Here is a 15,145-nt window from a genome sequence, read left to right on the forward strand (position 1 = left end):
CCGAGACGTGTCTCGTGGATTCCGCCACCACCTCTACGCTCGCCCGCATGACCCACGTGCTCGTGCTCAACGGACCCAACCTCGGCCGGCTCGGCGTGCGCGAGCCGGAGGTGTACGGCTCCGCGTCCCTCCCCGATCTCGTCGCCGCCGCGCAGGGGTGGGGGACCGAGCTCGGTCTGGACGTCGACGTCCGGCAGACCGACGACGAGTCGGAGATCGTCGGCTGGCTGCACGAGGCGGTCGACACCCGCAGCCACGTCGTCATCAACCCGGCCGCCTTCACGCACTACTCCTACGCGCTGCGGGATGCGGCCGCCCAGGTCGGCACCGCCGGGCTGCTGCTCGTCGAGGTCCACCTGTCGAACCCGGCGGCACGCGAGGCGTTCCGCCAGCACTCCGTGGTGGGACCTGTCGCGACGGGCACCGTGGCGGGCTTCGGCTTTCGCTCCTACCGCTACGCCCTCGCTGCGATCGCCGACGCGCTCGCGGAAGGCCACCAGGCCTGAGGACACCCCGAGGTCGGGCGCGCCCTTGTGGGCGCTCCAACAAACTCCCTACCTTGTGGGTCGACACATCAAGCCCTAGCCTTGTGCGATGCTCGTCCTCACGATCGACCAGCAGGGCAGCCGCCGCGAGGGGGACCGCGTCGACGTGCTGCTGTCGCACCTGGAGGCGGTCCTCGACCGCACCTCCGGCGCGGCCGGCCTCGTCCGACCCTTCGAGCGCACCGTCGGGGACGAGGTCCAGGCCGTGGTCGACGACGGCGACCTCGCCGTCGAGCTCGTCCTGAGCGTCCTGCGCCTCGGTGGATGGAGCGTGGGCGTCGGGTGCGGCGACGTCGACCACCCGCTGCCGGCCAGCAGCCGCGCTGGTGCGGGTCCCGCCTTCGTGCTCGCACGAGCCGCCGTCGAGCGCGCCAAGTCCCGGCCGGTCCCGGTGCCGGCAGCGGTCGTGGGGGAGGACCCGGTCGTCGCGGCCGACGCCGAAGCCGTCCTCACGCTGGTCGCCGCCGTGGCCGCTCGGCGGACACCGGCCGGCTGGGCGGTCATCGACACCCTGCACGATCTCGGTGTGGGTGCTCGGCAGGAGGATGTCGCCGAGCGCCTCGGCATCACCCAGCAGGCGGTCAGCCAACGGCTCCGCACCGCGCTGTGGGCCGAGGAGCTCGCGGCGCGGCCCCTGCTGGGAAGGCTGCTCGTCACCGCGGGGACACGCACACCCCCGCGGGGCCGGGTGGACACGGCACGGACCGCCGGATGACGGGCCGGGTGAGAGAACGCCGGATGACGGACTGACGAGGGACGGACGGACGGAGACCGATGAACCACTGGCTGACGGCGCTCGTCGTCGTGGGATCGCTGACGGTGTCGGCGCTGGGCGGATGGGGCGTCGTCGCCCTTCTGCTGCGGGTCGCGTCACGCTCGTCGGACTCCGGTCCCGTGGACGACGACGACGTCGCGCCTTCCCCACGGCCCGCCCCGTCGGGCGCCTGGGTCTCTCCCGGCCCACCCGCGCCGCCACCGGAGCCGGCCCGACCCACCGAGCCCGACGAGCCCGGTCCCCTGCGGGGCGGGACGTGGATCGGCGTCCTGGAGCGCCTGGCCGTGACCGGCGTACTCCTCGCCGGCTACCCGGCCGGTGTCGCGTTCGTCATCGCGGTGAAGGGCCTGGGCCGATACCCGGAGCTGCGCGAGCACCCCGGCAGCTCCGAGCGGTTCGTCATCGGCACGCTCGGCTCCCTGGGGTGGGCGGCGGGGTGCGGCATCGCCGGTGCCGCGCTGCTCGGCACCCGGGTGCTCGGCGTGTGACGCACGCCCGCCGGACGCCCCACCCGGCCGCAGGCTAGGATCGACGGCGGTCTGCCGCGCCCTGCCCTTCGATCGCCCGCACGGTGCGCCGGCACATGACACCCCTTCGACGAGAGAGCACCCACCGTGGCCACCACCAATGACCTGAAGAACGGCACCGTCCTCAAGATCGACGGCCAGCTGTGGACCGTCGTCGAGTTCCAGCACGTCAAGCCGGGCAAGGGCGGCGCCTTCGTGCGCACGAAGCTGAAGAACGTCCTGTCGGGCAAGGTCGTCGACAAGACGTTCAACGCCGGCCTGAAGGTCGAGACGGCGAACGTCGACAAGCGCGACATGCAGTACCTGTACAAGGACGGCAACGACTACGTGTTCATGGACACGGACACCTACGACCAGCTCATGGTCTCCGAGGCCACCGTCGGCGACGCCGCGAACTTCCTCCTCGAGAGCCAGAGCGCGATGGTCGCGACGAACGAGGGCATCCCGCTGTACGTCGAGCTGCCGCCGTCGGTCGTCCTCGAGATCACGTACACCGAGCCGGGCCTGCAGGGTGACCGCTCGACCGGCGGCACCAAGCCCGCCACGCTCGAGACGGGTCACCAGATCCAGGTCCCGCTGTTCCTCGAGACCGGCACCAAGGTCAAGGTCGACACCCGTGACTCGGGCTACCTGGGGCGCGTGAACGACTAAGTGGGTGCTCGCAGCAAGGCACGCAAGCGTGCCCTCGACGTGCTGTTCGAGGCCGAGCAGCGCCAGCGGGACCCGCTGACGCTGCTCGCCGAGCGCATCACGCAGCCCGGGACCGAGGCGGCCCTGCCGCAGTACTCGGTCGACATCGTCGAGGGCGTCCTCGCCGAGCGCGGCCGCATCGACGAGCTGCTCTCGACCCACGCCCACGGCTGGACGCTGGAGCGCATGCCCGCGGTCGACCGCGCCGTGCTGCGCATCGGCGCCTGGGAGATCCTCTTCAACGACGACGTGCCCGACGCCGTCGCGGTGGACGAGGCAGTGGAGATGGCGCGGGCCCTGTCCACCGACGACTCCCCGACCTTCGTCAACGGACTGCTCGGGCGCATCGTCGACCTCAAGCCGACGCTCCTCGCCTAGACAGGCAGATCGTCCGACCCGCTGGTCACCGGGACGTCAGCGCCCGCCGGCCGCGGCCTGCCGGGGCACCGTGACCGGTGACGGGCGCCCGGCTGCCGGGCGCCCGAGCAGGAACCCCTGCAGCTTGGGCACCCCGAGCTCGATCAGCGCGTCCAGCTGCTCGGTCGTCTCGACGCCCTCGGCCACGACGTCGAGGCGGTACGCCTCGGCGAGCGAGACGATCGCGGTGATGACCGCGCGACCCCGGTCGGTGGTGACCCGGTCGACGAAGGCCCGGTCGATCTTCAGCACGTCCACCGGCAGGCCGGCGAGCCGGGCGAACGAGCTGTAGCCGGTCCCGAAGTCGTCGATCGCGATCCGGGCACCCCGGTCGCGCAGCGACTGCAGGGCGACGAGCACGTGCGGCAGGTCCTGCAGCAGCGCGCTCTCGGTGATCTCCAGGGTCAGCATGCGCCAGTCCCCGTCGCCCCAGTCGGCGATGAGCTGGTCGACGAACGACGGCTCCGCGAGCTGTCGCGCCGCGAGGTTGACCATGACCGGCAGGCCCATGCCTTCGGCCCCGGTCCGCGCGACGTCCAGCACGCGACGGCCGATCGGCACGATGAGCCCGGTGTCCTCGGCGAACGGCAACCACTCGCCGGGCATCCGGGTCCGGCCGCCGTGCTCCCAGCGGGCCAGCGCCTCGACCCCGACGACCCGCATGGTCCGCGCGTCGACGACCGGCTGGAAGTGCACGGTGAACTCGTCCTCGACCAGGGCGATGCCGAGCTCGCGCCGCAGCTCCTCGTCGGCCTGCATCCGGTCCCGCAGCGCGTCGTCGAACACCACGACGCCGGACCTGCGCCGCTTGCTCTCGAGCATCGCCGTGTCCGCCTGGCGCAGCAGGTGGTCGGGCTCACCGCCGGCGATCGGGCACCAGCCCGCGACGCCGACGGAGAGCAGCGGCAGGGGACGGTCACCGTCGTCGACCAGCCCGTACCGGATGCACGCGCCCAGCTCGGCGAGCTCGTGGTCGCTCCCCGGCTGCTCCACCACGACGACGAACTCGTCCCCGCCGAAGCGCGCCACGACGGCGTCGTCGCCCACGCACCGGCGCAGGTGCGCCGCGGTGCGCACCAGCAGCTCGTCGCCCCAGCCGTGCCCGTGCAGGTCGTTCTCGACCTTGAACCCGTCGAGGTCGCAGTACAGGACCGCGAGCCGCGAACGGTCACGTCGGGCGCGGTCGAGCACGTCCGCGAGGTGGCGGTCGAGCGCGTGGCGGTTCGGCAGCCCGGTCAGCGAGTCGGTGAAGGCCGCCTGCTCGAGGTCACGCCCGAGCGCGATGCGCTCGGCGGCCGTCGACACCACCCGCGCCAGGTCGTCCAGGAAGCTCCGCGCGCCCGCATCGGCCGACGCGCCGCCGCACGTCAGGGTGGCGGTGAACCGGCCGCGGGGCAGCGGCTCGATGGCGCCGACGACGGACGGGTCCCGCAGGACGCGTCGCGCGGCGTCCTCGGCCTCCGCCAGCAACGGGTCCGCCTCGGTCGCGTACCAGGCGGCGTTGCCGAGGTCGGCCACGGCGTCGCGCATCGCGTGCTGCCGACGGGTGTCGCGCTCGACGACGGCCAGGCGCCGGAGACCGAGCGCCGTCAGGCCGGCCGCCAGGGGACCGTCCAGGTCACCGTGAGCGGGTGGGTCCACGGCCCGACCGGCGCGAGGTACGGCACGGCCAGCAGCACCACCGACACCAGGCTCGTGCCCGCGATCACCCACCGGGCGCGGCGGTCCCCGACGCGCCCCAGCGCGAGACCCACGTAGACGGCCACCACCGCGAGCGGCAGGAAGAACGTCGGCACCGAGAGGGGCCCCCGCGCCATGGCGCCACCGCTGTTGTCGACCAGCACGAAGTCGGTCGTGAGCCAGACGACGGCACGCAGGACGAAGCCTGCGATCGAAGCCAGCACCCAGGGTCGGACGGGCGGGCCGCCGGTGAACGCCCGCACCGTCGGCAGGGCCAGGACGACGCACGTCGCGAGGACCTGGGAACGCACGAAGACCACCCACCGGTAGTAGTCCTCGGCCGGTGACAGGATCGACAGCCCGATGTTGACCGCCAGCAGGACCCCGATCGCGGCGGTCCACGCCAGCAGCCAGCCCGAGCCGCTGCGACCTCGGTCGCTGCGCCACCAGATGCACTGCAGGATGCACAGGCCCGCGACGAGACCGGCGATCGCGCTCTGCGTGACCACCGCGATCGACGAGACGACTCCGGGCATGCCCCCGAGTATCCGTCATAGAGCCCGTGACATCTGTCCACGTCGACCGTGCGGCGCGTGCGAGGTGCCGGGCTCGCGGGCCGGGCGCTCGTTTTTCACCCGCTCGGGCCGGGTGCTGACGGGTGACGGCACCGCGGTCGTCGGCTCGGCAGCGGCCCAGAGCGGTGCGCGCGGTGTGGGGCGCACCGCGATCCCGCCACGACGGGGTCGCACCGTCACGGCGGGTAGGGTGGTCGCCTGACAGACATTCCTTTAAGGCCCGTCCAGTGAGGCGGGGAAGGAGGTCGCCAGATGACGTCTGGCCCCGTTGTGCCCGCCGGTGACCGGCCGACCGATCCCGTCCGTGGGGCCGGTGAACCCACCGCCCCGGCGGACGAGCCCCGTGACCACCCCGGCGCCGTCGTCCTCGGTCCCGGCGAGATCGGTCGGGCCCTGACCCGCATCGCGCACGAGGTCCTCGAGCGGAACAAGGGCGCCGACGACCTCGTCCTGCTGGGGATCCCCACCCGGGGGCTGCCGCTCGCCGATCGCCTCGCGCGGCGCATCGCCGCGGTCGAGCCCGGTGTCGACCCGGACGGCGTCGTCGGGGTGCTCGACGTGACGATGTACCGCGACGACCTCTCCCGGCACCCCACCCGGCCGATCGGGACCACGCGGATGCCGGCGTCCGGCGTCGACGGCAAGGTCGTCGTCCTGGTCGACGACGTCCTGTTCTCCGGCCGCACCATCCGCGCCGCGCTCGACGCGATCAGCGACCTCGGCCGCCCGCGCGCGGTCCAGCTCGCCACACTCGTCGACCGCGGGCACCGCGAGCTGCCGATCCGCGCGGACTACGTCGGCAAGAACCTGCCGACGTCCCAGGCGGAGCGGGTCCGCGTGCTGCTCGACGAGGTCGACGGGCGCGACGCCGTCCTCATCGAGGGGCCGCGGACCGAGAACCACGTCACGGGTGGCCCTGCCCCCGACGGACGCGCCGGCTCCCGGCGCACGCGCGGCGAGGAGGACGCCCGATGAAGCACCTGCTCACCACCGCCGACCTGGACCGCGACGCCGCCGTCCGGATCCTCGACACCGCCGCGAGCATGGCCGCGACCCAGTCCCGCGAGATCAAGAAGCTGCCCACCCTGCGGGGCCGGACGGTCGTGAACCTGTTCTTCGAGGACTCGACCCGGACGCGCATCTCGTTCGAGACCGCCGCCAAGCGGCTCTCCGCCGACGTCATCAACTTCTCCGCCAAGGGGTCCAGCGTGTCCAAGGGCGAGTCGCTCAAGGACACCGCGCTGACCCTGCAGGCGATGGGGGCCGACGCCGTCGTCATCCGGCACGGCGCGTCCGGTGCGCCGCACACGCTCGCGCGGTCCGGGTGGGTCGACGGCGCCGTGGTCAACGCCGGCGACGGCACGCACCAGCACCCGACCCAGGCGCTGCTCGACGCCTTCACCATCCGCCGCCACCTCGCGGGCGTGGCAGATCCCACCGGGCGCGACCTCGCCGGCCTCAGGGTCGCCATCGTCGGTGACGTCCTGCACTCGCGGGTCGCCCGTTCGAACGTCGACCTCCTGACCACCCTGGGCGCCGAGGTGACGCTCGTCGCACCGCCCACGCTCGTCCCGGTCGGTGTGGAGCGGTGGCCGTGCCGGGTGTCGTACCACCTGGACCCGGTCCTGGCCGACCAGCAGCCGGACGCCGTCATGATGCTGCGGGTTCAGCGCGAGAGGATGGGCGCCGGGGCCGCGGGGGCGGGTACTTCCCGACCCCGCTGGAGTACACCCGCGGCTACGGCCTGGACGCCCGGCGCCTCGGCCTGCTGCCGGACCACGCGATCGTCATGCACCCCGGCCCGATGAACCGGGGGCTGGAGATCTCGGCCGACGCGGCCGACTCGCCGCGCGCGGTGATCGTCGAGCAGGTGGCCAACGGGGTCGCGGTGCGCATGGCGGTGCTCTACCTGCTGCTCGCGGGGAGTCCGCAGGCACGGGCACGGGCACGGGCACGGGGACAGGCACAGGCCGGCACGAACGGGACGACGAGAGGACGGAGGTCGCGTGAGCGCGTCGACGAGGTACCTGCTGCGAGGCGTCGCCCCGCTGGGCGGTGCGCCCACCGACCTCCTGCTGGCCGACGGCGTCATCGCCGCGGTCGGGCCGGACGACGTCCGCGCGGCGCTGGCCGGGCCCGGTGACGGGTCCCGTGACGGGTCCGGTGACGGCGACGGCGGCACCCCCCACCGGGCCGGCGAGGTCGTGGAGATCGACGGCGCCGGGCTGGTCGCCCTGCCCGGTCTGGTCGACCTGCACACCCACCTGCGCGAGCCGGGTCGGGAGGACGCCGAGACCGTCGAGTCCGGCACCCGGGCCGCCGCGCTCGGCGGCTTCACCGCCGTGCACGCGATGGCGAACACGTCCCCGGTCGCGGACACCGCGGGCGTCGTCGAGCAGGTGTGGCGGCTCGGCCGCGATGCCGGCTGGGTCGACGTCCACCCGGTCGGTGCGGTGAGCATCGGCCTCGCGGGCGAGGCGCTCGCCGAGCTGGGCGCGATGGCGGCGTCGGCGGCCCGGGTCCGGGTGTTCTCCGACGACGGCAAGTGCGTCCACGACCCGGTGCTCATGCGCCGTGCGCTGGAGTACGTCAAGGCGTTCGACGGCGTCGTCGCGCAGCACGCGCAGGAGCCGCGGCTGACCGTGGGGTCGCAGATGCACGAGGGCGAGGTGTCCGCCGAGCTCGGCCTCGCGGGCTGGCCCGCGGTCGCGGAGGAGGCGATCATCGCGCGGGACGTGCTGCTCGCCGAGCACGTCGGGTCGCGCCTGCACGTGTGCCACCTGTCGACCGCGGGGTCGGTCGACCTCATCCGCTGGGCCAAGTCCCGCGGCATCGACGTCACCGCGGAGGTCACCCCGCACCACCTCGTCCTCACCGACGAGCTGGCCCGGGACTACGACCCGACCTACAAGGTCAACCCGCCGCTGCGCACCCAGGCGGACGTCGACGCCGTCCGTGACGGCCTCGCCGACGGCACGATCGACATCGTCGCGACGGACCACGCCCCGCACACCCGCGAGGACAAGGACTGCGAGTGGGCGGCCGCCGCGATGGGCATGACCGGTCTGGAGACCGCGCTCTCGGTGGTGCAGCAGACGATGGTCGACTCCGGCCGGATGACCTGGGCCGACGTCGCCCGCGTCATGTCGAGCGCACCGGCCGCGATCGGCCGCGTCGAGGACCAGGGTCGCCCGCTCGCCGTCGGCGAGCCGGCGAACCTCACCCTGGTCGACCCGGGGGCGCATGCGGTCGTCGTCCCCGAGGCGCAGGGCACCGCCAGCGTGAACTCCCCGTTCCGCGGCCGTGAGCTCCCGGGCCGCGTCGTGGCGACGTTCCTGCGGGGGCGCGCCACCGTCCTGGACGGGCAGGCAGTGCCGCGCGGCACGGAGCAGGCCGGCCGGCCGGGCGAGCGGCCGAGCGCCGAGGCGGCTCGCTGATGCCACCCCTCGTGACCGTGACGATCGTGACCCTCCTGGGCCTGTCCGCCCTGTGGGGCATGCGCGCCGGCTGGCGGCACCGCGGGGAGCGCACCGCCGCCGTCGTGCCGGCCCTGCCCCCGTCCCCGCCGACGACGACGCCGCGCTCGGCGACCCGGTGACCGGGCCGCTCGACGCGACGTACGTGTCGAGCACGGTCGCGGGCGACTGGCTCGAGCGCGTGGTCGCCCACGACCTCGGGGCCCGCTCGCGCGCCGTCGTGCAGGTCTTCACCGGCGGCGTCCGCATCCAGCGGCAGGGCGCGACGGACCTGTGGATCGCCGCCTCCGCGCTGCGGGCCGCGACCACCGCACCCGGCATGGCCGGCAAGTACGTGGGCGGCGACGGGCTGGTGGTCCTGACCTGGCAGCTGCCCGACACCGCCGCCCAGCTCGACACCGGCGCCCAGTCCGACACCGGCACCCAGCTCGACACCGGCCTGCGCCCCCGCCGCGCCGAGGACCGCACCGCGCTGCTGGACGCCGCGCGCGGGCTCCTCGCCGGCCCCTCCACGACGACCATCCCCACAGAGGAGACAGCGTGAGCGACCCCACCCCGTCCGTGCGCGCCGAGGGACCGGCGGTGCTGGTCCTCGAGGACGGCCGGACCTTCACCGGCCGCGCCTACGGCGCCGTCGGCCGCACGGTCGGCGAGATCGTCTTCAACACCGGCATGACCGGCTACCAGGAGACGCTCACCGACCCCTCGTACCACCGGCAGATCGTCGTCATGACGGCGCCGCACGTCGGCAACACGGGGGTCAACGAGGAGGACGACGAGTCCACCCGCATCTGGGTGGCCGGATTCGTCGTGCGCGACCCCGCCCGGCGGGCCTCGAACTGGCGCTCCACGCGCGACCTGGACGACGAGCTCGCCGAGCAGGGGATCGTCGGCATCAGTGCGATCGACACCCGCGCGCTGACCCGCCACCTGCGCGAGCTCGGCGTCATGCGCGCCGGCATCTTCTCCGGTGACGCCCTCACCGGCGCGGCCGGTGGCCGGCGTCCGGTCGCCGACCTGCTGGCCGAGGTCCGCGACGCGCCCGCCATGGTCGGCGCCGACCTCGCCGGCGAGGTCTCCACCGACGCCGCCTACGTCGTGCCGGCCCTCGGGCCCGACGGCGAGCCGCTCGCGACCCCGGTCGCGACCGTCGCCGCGGTGGACCTCGGCATCAAGTCCAACACCCCCGCTCGCTCGCCCAGCGCGGCGTCGAGGTCCACGTGCTGCCCGCGACCGCGACGATCGACGAGGTGCTCGCGACCGGTCCGGACGGCGTGTTCTTCTCCAACGGGCCGGGTGACCCGTCCGCGGCCACCCACGAGATCGAGCTGCTGCGCGACGTGCTCGACCGCCGCATCCCGTTCTTCGGCATCTGCTACGGCAACCAGCTGCTGGGCCGCGCGCTCGGCTACGGCACCTACAAGCTCGGCTACGGGCACCGTGGCGTGAACCAGCCGGTCATGGACCGCAGCACCGGCAAGGTCGAGATCACCGCGCACAACCACGGCTTCGCGGTCGACGCCCCGCTCGACGGTGAGAGCGTCGCGCCGCACGACGGCGGCCGGTACGGGCGCGTCGTCGTCTCCCACGTCGACCTCAACGACGACGTCGTCGAGGGCCTGGCCGCCCTCGACCTGCCGGCGTTCTCCGTGCAGTACCACCCGGAGGCCGCAGCCGGCCCGCACGACGCCGCCTACCTGTTCGACCGCTTCCTCGACCTCATGACGCAGGGCTCCACCGCGTCTGCCCCGACTCTCCCGAAGGACCCCGCCTGATGCCCCGTCGCCCTGACATCGCCAGCGTCCTGGTCATCGGCTCGGGTCCGATCGTCATCGGCCAGGCCGCGGAGTTCGACTACTCCGGGACGCAGGCGTGCCGCGTCCTGCGCGACGAGGGCCTGCGCGTGATCCTCGTGAACTCCAACCCGGCGACGATCATGACCGACCCGGAGTTCGCCGACGCGACGTACGTCGAGCCGATCACCCCGGACGTCATCGCCTCGATCATCGCCAAGGAGCGCCCCGACGCCCTGCTGCCCACGCTCGGCGGGCAGACCGCGCTGAACGCCGCGATCGCGCTGCACGAGGACGGCACCCTCGAGAAGTACGGCGTCGAGCTCATCGGCGCCAACATCGCCGCGATCCACCTCGCCGAGGACCGCCAGCTGTTCAAGGGCGTCGTCGAGCGCTGCGGCGCGGAGAGCGCGCGCAGCTTCATCACGCACTCGATGGACGAGGTCCTCGAGGCCGCCGGCGAGCTGGGCTACCCGCTCGTCGTCCGCCCGTCGTTCACGATGGGGGCCTCGGCTCGGGCATCGCCTACGACGAGGCCGAGCTGCGCCAGATCGCCGGTCAGGGCCTGCACTACTCGCCGACCACCGAGGTGCTCCTGGAGGAGTCGATCCTCGGGTGGAAGGAGTACGAGCTCGAGCTCATGCGCGACCGCGCGGACAACGTCGTAGTGGTCTGCTCGATCGAGAACGTCGACCCGGTCGGGGTGCACACCGGCGACTCGGTGACCGTGGCGCCCGCGCTGACCCTCACCGACCGCGAGTTCCAGCGCATGCGCGACATCGGCATCGCGGTCATCCGCGAGGTCGGCGTCGACACCGGCGGCTGCAACATCCAGTTCGCCGTGCACCCCACCACGGGCCGCATCGTCGTCATCGAGATGAACCCCCGGGTGTCCCGCTCGTCCGCGCTGGCGTCCAAGGCGACCGGGTTCCCGATCGCGAAGATCGCCGCGCGCCTGGCCGTCGGCTACACGCTCGACGAGATCCCCAACGACATCACCGCGTCGACCCCTGCGTCGTTCGAGCCGACCCTCGACTACGTCGTGGTCAAGGTGCCGCGGTTCGCGTTCGAGAAGTTCCCGGCGGCCGACCCGACCCTCACCACGACCATGAAGTCGGTCGGCGAGGCGATGGCGATGGGCCGCAACTTCGCCGAGGCGCTCGGCAAGGCGCTGCGGTCGATCGACACCCGCGGCGCCGACTTTCACTGGGCCGGCAAGCCGCTCACCGGGGACGACCTCGACCGGGTGCTCGGGACGATCTCCCGCCCGACCGAGGGCCGGCTCGTGGACGTCCAGCAGGTCCTGCGGGCCGGGGCGTCGCTCGACGACGTGTACGCCCGCACCGGCATCGACCCGTGGTTCCTCGACCAGATCGTGCTCGTCAACGAGGTCGCCGCGGCGACGGCGGCCGCACCGGAGCTGACCCGGGACGTCCTGGCGCACGCCAAGCGGCACGGGCTCTCGGACCGGCAGATCGGTCAGCTGCGCGGGCTGGGGGAGCGGGACGTCAGCCTCGTGCGCCGCACCCTCGGCCTGCGGCCGGTCTACAAGACGGTCGACACGTGCGCCGCGGAGTTCGCCGCCACCACGCCGTACCACTACTCCACCTACGACGAGGAGACCGAGGTCGAGCCGCGCACCCGGCCGGCGATCCTCATCCTCGGCTCCGGCCCGAACCGCATCGGCCAGGGGATCGAGTTCGACTACTCGTGCGTGCACGCCGCGCTCGCCCTCAAGGGCGAGTGGGAGACCGTGATGGTCAACTGCAACCCCGAGACCGTCTCGACCGACTACGACACCGCGGACCGCCTGTACTTCGAGCCGCTCACGTTCGAGGACGTCATGGAGGTCTACGACGCCGAGTGCGCCGCCGGACCGGTCGCCGGCGTCATCGTCCAGCTCGGTGGGCAGACCCCGCTCGGGCTCGCGCAGCGCCTCGCCGACGCCGGCGTGCCGATCCTGGGCACCTCGCCCGAGGCCATCGACCTCGCCGAGGACCGCGGCGCCTTCGGCCGCGTGCTCGCCGACGCCGGCCTGCCCGCACCGGCGTTCGGCACGGCGACGTCGGGCCGCGAGGCGCGGGACATCGCCGCGCGCATCGGCTTCCCCGTGCTCGTCCGCCCGTCCTACGTGCTCGGCGGCCGCGGCATGGAGATCGTCTACGACGACGCCCAGCTCGAGCAGTACGTGAGCAAGGCCCTCCAGGAGGCCCCGCAGGGCTTCGCGTCGGCCCCCTGCTCATCGACCGCTTCCTCGACGACGCCATCGAGATCGACGTCGACGCGATCTTCGACGGCGAGGAGATGTTCCTCGGCGGCGTCATGGAGCACATCGAGGAGGCCGGGATCCACTCCGGCGACTCCGCGTGCGTGCTGCCGCCGGTGACCCTGTCGGTGAGCGAGCTCGAGCGCATCCGCCGCTCCACCGAGGCCCTCGGGCGCGGCATCGGCGTGCGCGGGCTGCTCAACGTCCAGTACGCGCTGGTCAGCGACGTGCTGTACGTCCTCGAGGCGAACCCCCGCGCGTCCCGCACCGTGCCGTTCGTCTCCAAGGCGACCGGGGTGTCGCTGGCCAAGGCGGCTGCGCTGGTGATGGCCGGGCACACCATCGCCGACCTGCGCGCGTCCGGCGTGCTGCCCGAGCACGACGGGTCCGTGCTGGACCTCGACGCGCCCATCGCCGTCAAGGAGGCCGTGCTGCCGTTCAAGCGGTTCCGCACGCTCGACGGGACGGTCGTCGACACCGTGCTCGGCCCGGAGATGCGCTCCACCGGCGAGGTCATGGGCTTCGACGTCGACTTCCCGACGGCGTTCGCGAAGTCGCAGGCCGCCGCGTACGGCGGGCTCCCCACGTCCGGGAGCGTGTTCATCTCGGTCGCCGACCGGGACAAGCGCGCGATCGTCTTCCCGATCAAGCGCCTCGTCGAGCTCGGCTTCGACATCCTCGCCACGGAGGGCACCGCGGGCGTCCTGCGCCGCAGCGGCATCCCGTCCCGGGTCGTGCGCAAGCACTCCACCGGCCGCGGCCCGGCGGGGAGCCGACCATCGTCGACCTCATCCGCACCGGCGAGGTCGACATGGTCGTGAACACCCCGTCCGGCCAGGGCGCCCGGGCCGACGGCTACGAGATCCGCACGGCGACCACCGCCGCGGACAAGGCGATCGTCACGACGGTCCAGCAGCTCGGCGCGGCGGTGCAGGGCATCGAGGCGGCCCTCGCCGGCCCGTTCACCGTCACGAGCCTCCAGGAGCACGACGCCGCCCGCGCCGCGCGCGCAGCCGCACCGGGCACGCTCGCCGGGACGGGGGCGTGAGCCGCGAGCCCTTCGGCGCGCGCCTCGGGCGCGCCATGGCCGCGCACGGGCCGCTGTGCGTGGGCATCGACCCGCACCCGGGCCTGCTCGCCGCGTGGGGTCTGCCCGACGACGCCGCCGGCCTGCGCGGCTTCGCGCTGCGGGTCATGGACGCCGTCGGCGGGCACGTCGCCGCGGTCAAGCCGCAGTCCGCGCTGTTCGAGCGGCACGGCTCCGCGGGCGTCGCCGTCCTGGAGGAGGTCGTCGCAGCCGGACGCGCGACCGGCACGCTCGTGGTCGTGGACGCCAAGCGCGGTGACATCGGGTCGACGATGGCGGGATACGCCGACGCCTACCTGCGCGACGGCTCACCGCTCGCCGGGGACGCCCTGACGGTGTCGCCGTACCTGGGCTTCGGGTCGCTCGCACCGGCCGTCGACGCGGCGCTGGCGACCGGGCGCGGGCTCTTCGTGCTCGCGCTGACCTCCAACCCGGAGGGGCCGCCGTCCAGCACGCCCAGGGCCCGGACGGGCGCAGCGTCGCCCGGGTCGTGGCGCAGGAGGCGGCTGCCCTCAACGCGGCCGAGCTCGCCGGCGCCGACGGTGCGGACGCTCGTGAGGGCGGCGCGGGTGCGTCCGCCCTGCTCGGCTCGCCCGGCCTGCTCGGCTCGGTGGGTCTCGTGGTCGGGGCGACCGTGGGTGACGCACCCGACCGGCTCGGGCTGGACCTCGCGGGCGTCCGCGGACCGCTGCTCGCACCGGGCGTCGGCGCCCAGGGCGCCGGTCCGGCCGAGCTCGCGCGCGTGTTCGGCGATGCGCGCCCGGCCGTCCTGGCGTCGTCGTCCCGCGGGGTGCTGGCAGCCGGTCCGGGCAGCCCCGCGCTGCGCGACGCCGCCCGCCGCGCCGCCGACGACGCCGCCGCCGCACTCGCCTGACCTGCACGTCCACCGCGGGCCGGCCGATGTGCGCACCGGCAGGCGCCGCGTTGCCCCGCGTACCGCTCGTCGCTAGGTTCAGGTGCACGTTCCCGCTATCGATGAGGTGACCACGCGTGGCCCTACCGCCGCTCACACCCGAACAACGCGCCGCAGCGCTCGAGAAGGCCGCTGCTGCCCGCCAGGCTCGGGCCGAGGTGAAGAACCGCCTCAAGTACTCGCAAGGCTCCCTGTCCGAGGTCATCGAGCAGGGGCGCACCGACGACACGATCGGCAAGCTCAAGGTCGTCGCGCTGCTCGAGTCGCTCCCCGGGGTCGGCAAGGTGAAGGCACGCGCGATCATGGCGGAGGTCGGCATCTCCGAGACCCGTCGGGTCCGCGGCCTGGGCCCGCACCAGGCGAAGGCGCTCGTCGACCGCTTCGGCTGACCCCCCCCCCCC

General features: G+C 73.7%; 12 protein-coding genes and 4 pseudogenes. 14 read left to right on the forward strand and 2 right to left on the reverse strand.

The features are described 5' to 3' along the window. Positions 1 to 47 precede the first annotated feature (47 nt). The 5 genes from REH70_RS10015 to nusB all read left to right on the forward strand — a co-directional run bounded on the left by REH70_RS10015 (position 48) and on the right by nusB (position 2,915). Positions 48 to 506 (forward strand): type II 3-dehydroquinate dehydratase, encoded by a 459-nt coding sequence (locus tag REH70_RS10015; RefSeq protein ID WP_310754062.1) that lies wholly within the window; start codon positions 48 to 50, stop codon positions 504 to 506. An 88-nt stretch (positions 507 to 594) separates the two neighbouring features. After that, the gene (locus tag REH70_RS10020) at positions 595 to 1,260 is read left to right on the forward strand and encodes a hypothetical protein (protein ID WP_310754063.1); all 666 of its coding nucleotides are present in this window, start codon (positions 595 to 597) and stop codon (positions 1,258 to 1,260) included. Positions 1,261 to 1,319: 59 nt separating this feature from the next. Continuing rightward, entirely contained in the window at positions 1,320 to 1,808 is a 489-nt protein-coding gene (locus REH70_RS10025) for a hypothetical protein (protein WP_310754065.1), read from the forward strand. Positions 1,809 to 1,934: 126 nt separating this feature from the next. Beyond that, the gene (gene efp, locus REH70_RS10030; RefSeq protein ID WP_310754067.1) at positions 1,935 to 2,498 is read left to right on the forward strand and encodes an elongation factor P; all 564 of its coding nucleotides are present in this window, start codon (positions 1,935 to 1,937) and stop codon (positions 2,496 to 2,498) included. Further along, positions 2,499 to 2,915 (forward strand): transcription antitermination factor NusB, encoded by a 417-nt coding sequence (nusB, locus tag REH70_RS10035; RefSeq protein WP_310754069.1) that lies wholly within the window; start codon positions 2,499 to 2,501, stop codon positions 2,913 to 2,915. Positions 2,916 to 2,951: 36 nt separating this feature from the next. On the opposite strand, the gene REH70_RS10040 is transcribed toward nusB, so the two are convergent. Both REH70_RS10040 and REH70_RS10045 read right to left on the reverse strand, forming a co-directional pair. After that, complete coding sequence (locus REH70_RS10040) at positions 2,952 to 4,595, reverse strand: EAL domain-containing protein (RefSeq protein WP_310754070.1); 1,644 nt, start codon at positions 4,593 to 4,595, stop codon at positions 2,952 to 2,954. Then, the gene (locus tag REH70_RS10045) at positions 4,544 to 5,170 is read right to left on the reverse strand and encodes a hypothetical protein (protein ID WP_310746992.1); all 627 of its coding nucleotides are present in this window, start codon (positions 5,168 to 5,170) and stop codon (positions 4,544 to 4,546) included. Before REH70_RS10045 ends, REH70_RS10040 begins: the two co-directional genes overlap by 52 nt. Positions 5,171 to 5,461: 291 nt before the next feature. Between REH70_RS10045 and pyrR the strand changes: the two genes are divergently transcribed. The 9 genes and pseudogenes from pyrR to mihF all read left to right on the forward strand — a co-directional run bounded on the left by pyrR (position 5,462) and on the right by mihF (position 15,133). Then, positions 5,462 to 6,184 (forward strand): bifunctional pyr operon transcriptional regulator/uracil phosphoribosyltransferase PyrR, encoded by a 723-nt coding sequence (gene pyrR, locus REH70_RS10050; RefSeq protein WP_310746993.1) that lies wholly within the window; start codon positions 5,462 to 5,464, stop codon positions 6,182 to 6,184. Further along, positions 6,181 to 7,145, forward strand: a pseudogene (locus REH70_RS10055) (aspartate carbamoyltransferase catalytic subunit); the annotation flags it as partial. The gene pyrR and the pseudogene REH70_RS10055, both read left to right, overlap by 4 nt. Positions 7,146 to 7,215: 70 nt before the next feature. Beyond that, complete coding sequence (locus REH70_RS10060; RefSeq protein WP_310746994.1) at positions 7,216 to 8,646, forward strand: dihydroorotase; 1,431 nt, start codon at positions 7,216 to 7,218, stop codon at positions 8,644 to 8,646. Positions 8,647 to 8,657: 11 nt separating this feature from the next. Continuing rightward, positions 8,658 to 8,807, forward strand: coding sequence for a hypothetical protein (locus REH70_RS10065; protein WP_310746996.1), 150 nt, complete (start codon positions 8,658 to 8,660; stop codon positions 8,805 to 8,807). Next, the gene (locus tag REH70_RS10070) at positions 8,804 to 9,229 is read left to right on the forward strand and encodes a hypothetical protein (protein WP_310746997.1); all 426 of its coding nucleotides are present in this window, start codon (positions 8,804 to 8,806) and stop codon (positions 9,227 to 9,229) included. Before REH70_RS10065 ends, REH70_RS10070 begins: the two co-directional genes overlap by 4 nt. Before the next feature lie 17 nt (positions 9,230 to 9,246). Beyond that, a pseudogene (carA, locus tag REH70_RS10075) lies at positions 9,247 to 10,460 on the forward strand (glutamine-hydrolyzing carbamoyl-phosphate synthase small subunit). After that, positions 10,460 to 13,792, forward strand: a pseudogene (carB, locus tag REH70_RS10080) (carbamoyl-phosphate synthase large subunit). Before carA ends, carB begins: the two co-directional pseudogenes overlap by 1 nt. Positions 13,793 to 13,827: 35 nt before the next feature. Continuing rightward, positions 13,828 to 14,705 (forward strand): annotated as a pseudogene (pyrF, locus tag REH70_RS10085) (orotidine-5'-phosphate decarboxylase). Positions 14,706 to 14,821: 116 nt separating this feature from the next. Then, positions 14,822 to 15,133: an integration host factor, actinobacterial type gene (gene mihF / locus REH70_RS10090; RefSeq protein ID WP_298457722.1), complete on the forward strand. Its 312-nt coding sequence runs from the start codon at positions 14,822 to 14,824 to the stop codon at positions 15,131 to 15,133. Positions 15,134 to 15,145 lie beyond the last annotated feature (12 nt).

Source organism: Cellulomonas sp. ATA003 (genome assembly GCF_031582905.1).
Classification (GTDB): Bacteria; Actinomycetota; Actinomycetes; order Actinomycetales; family Cellulomonadaceae; genus Pengzhenrongella.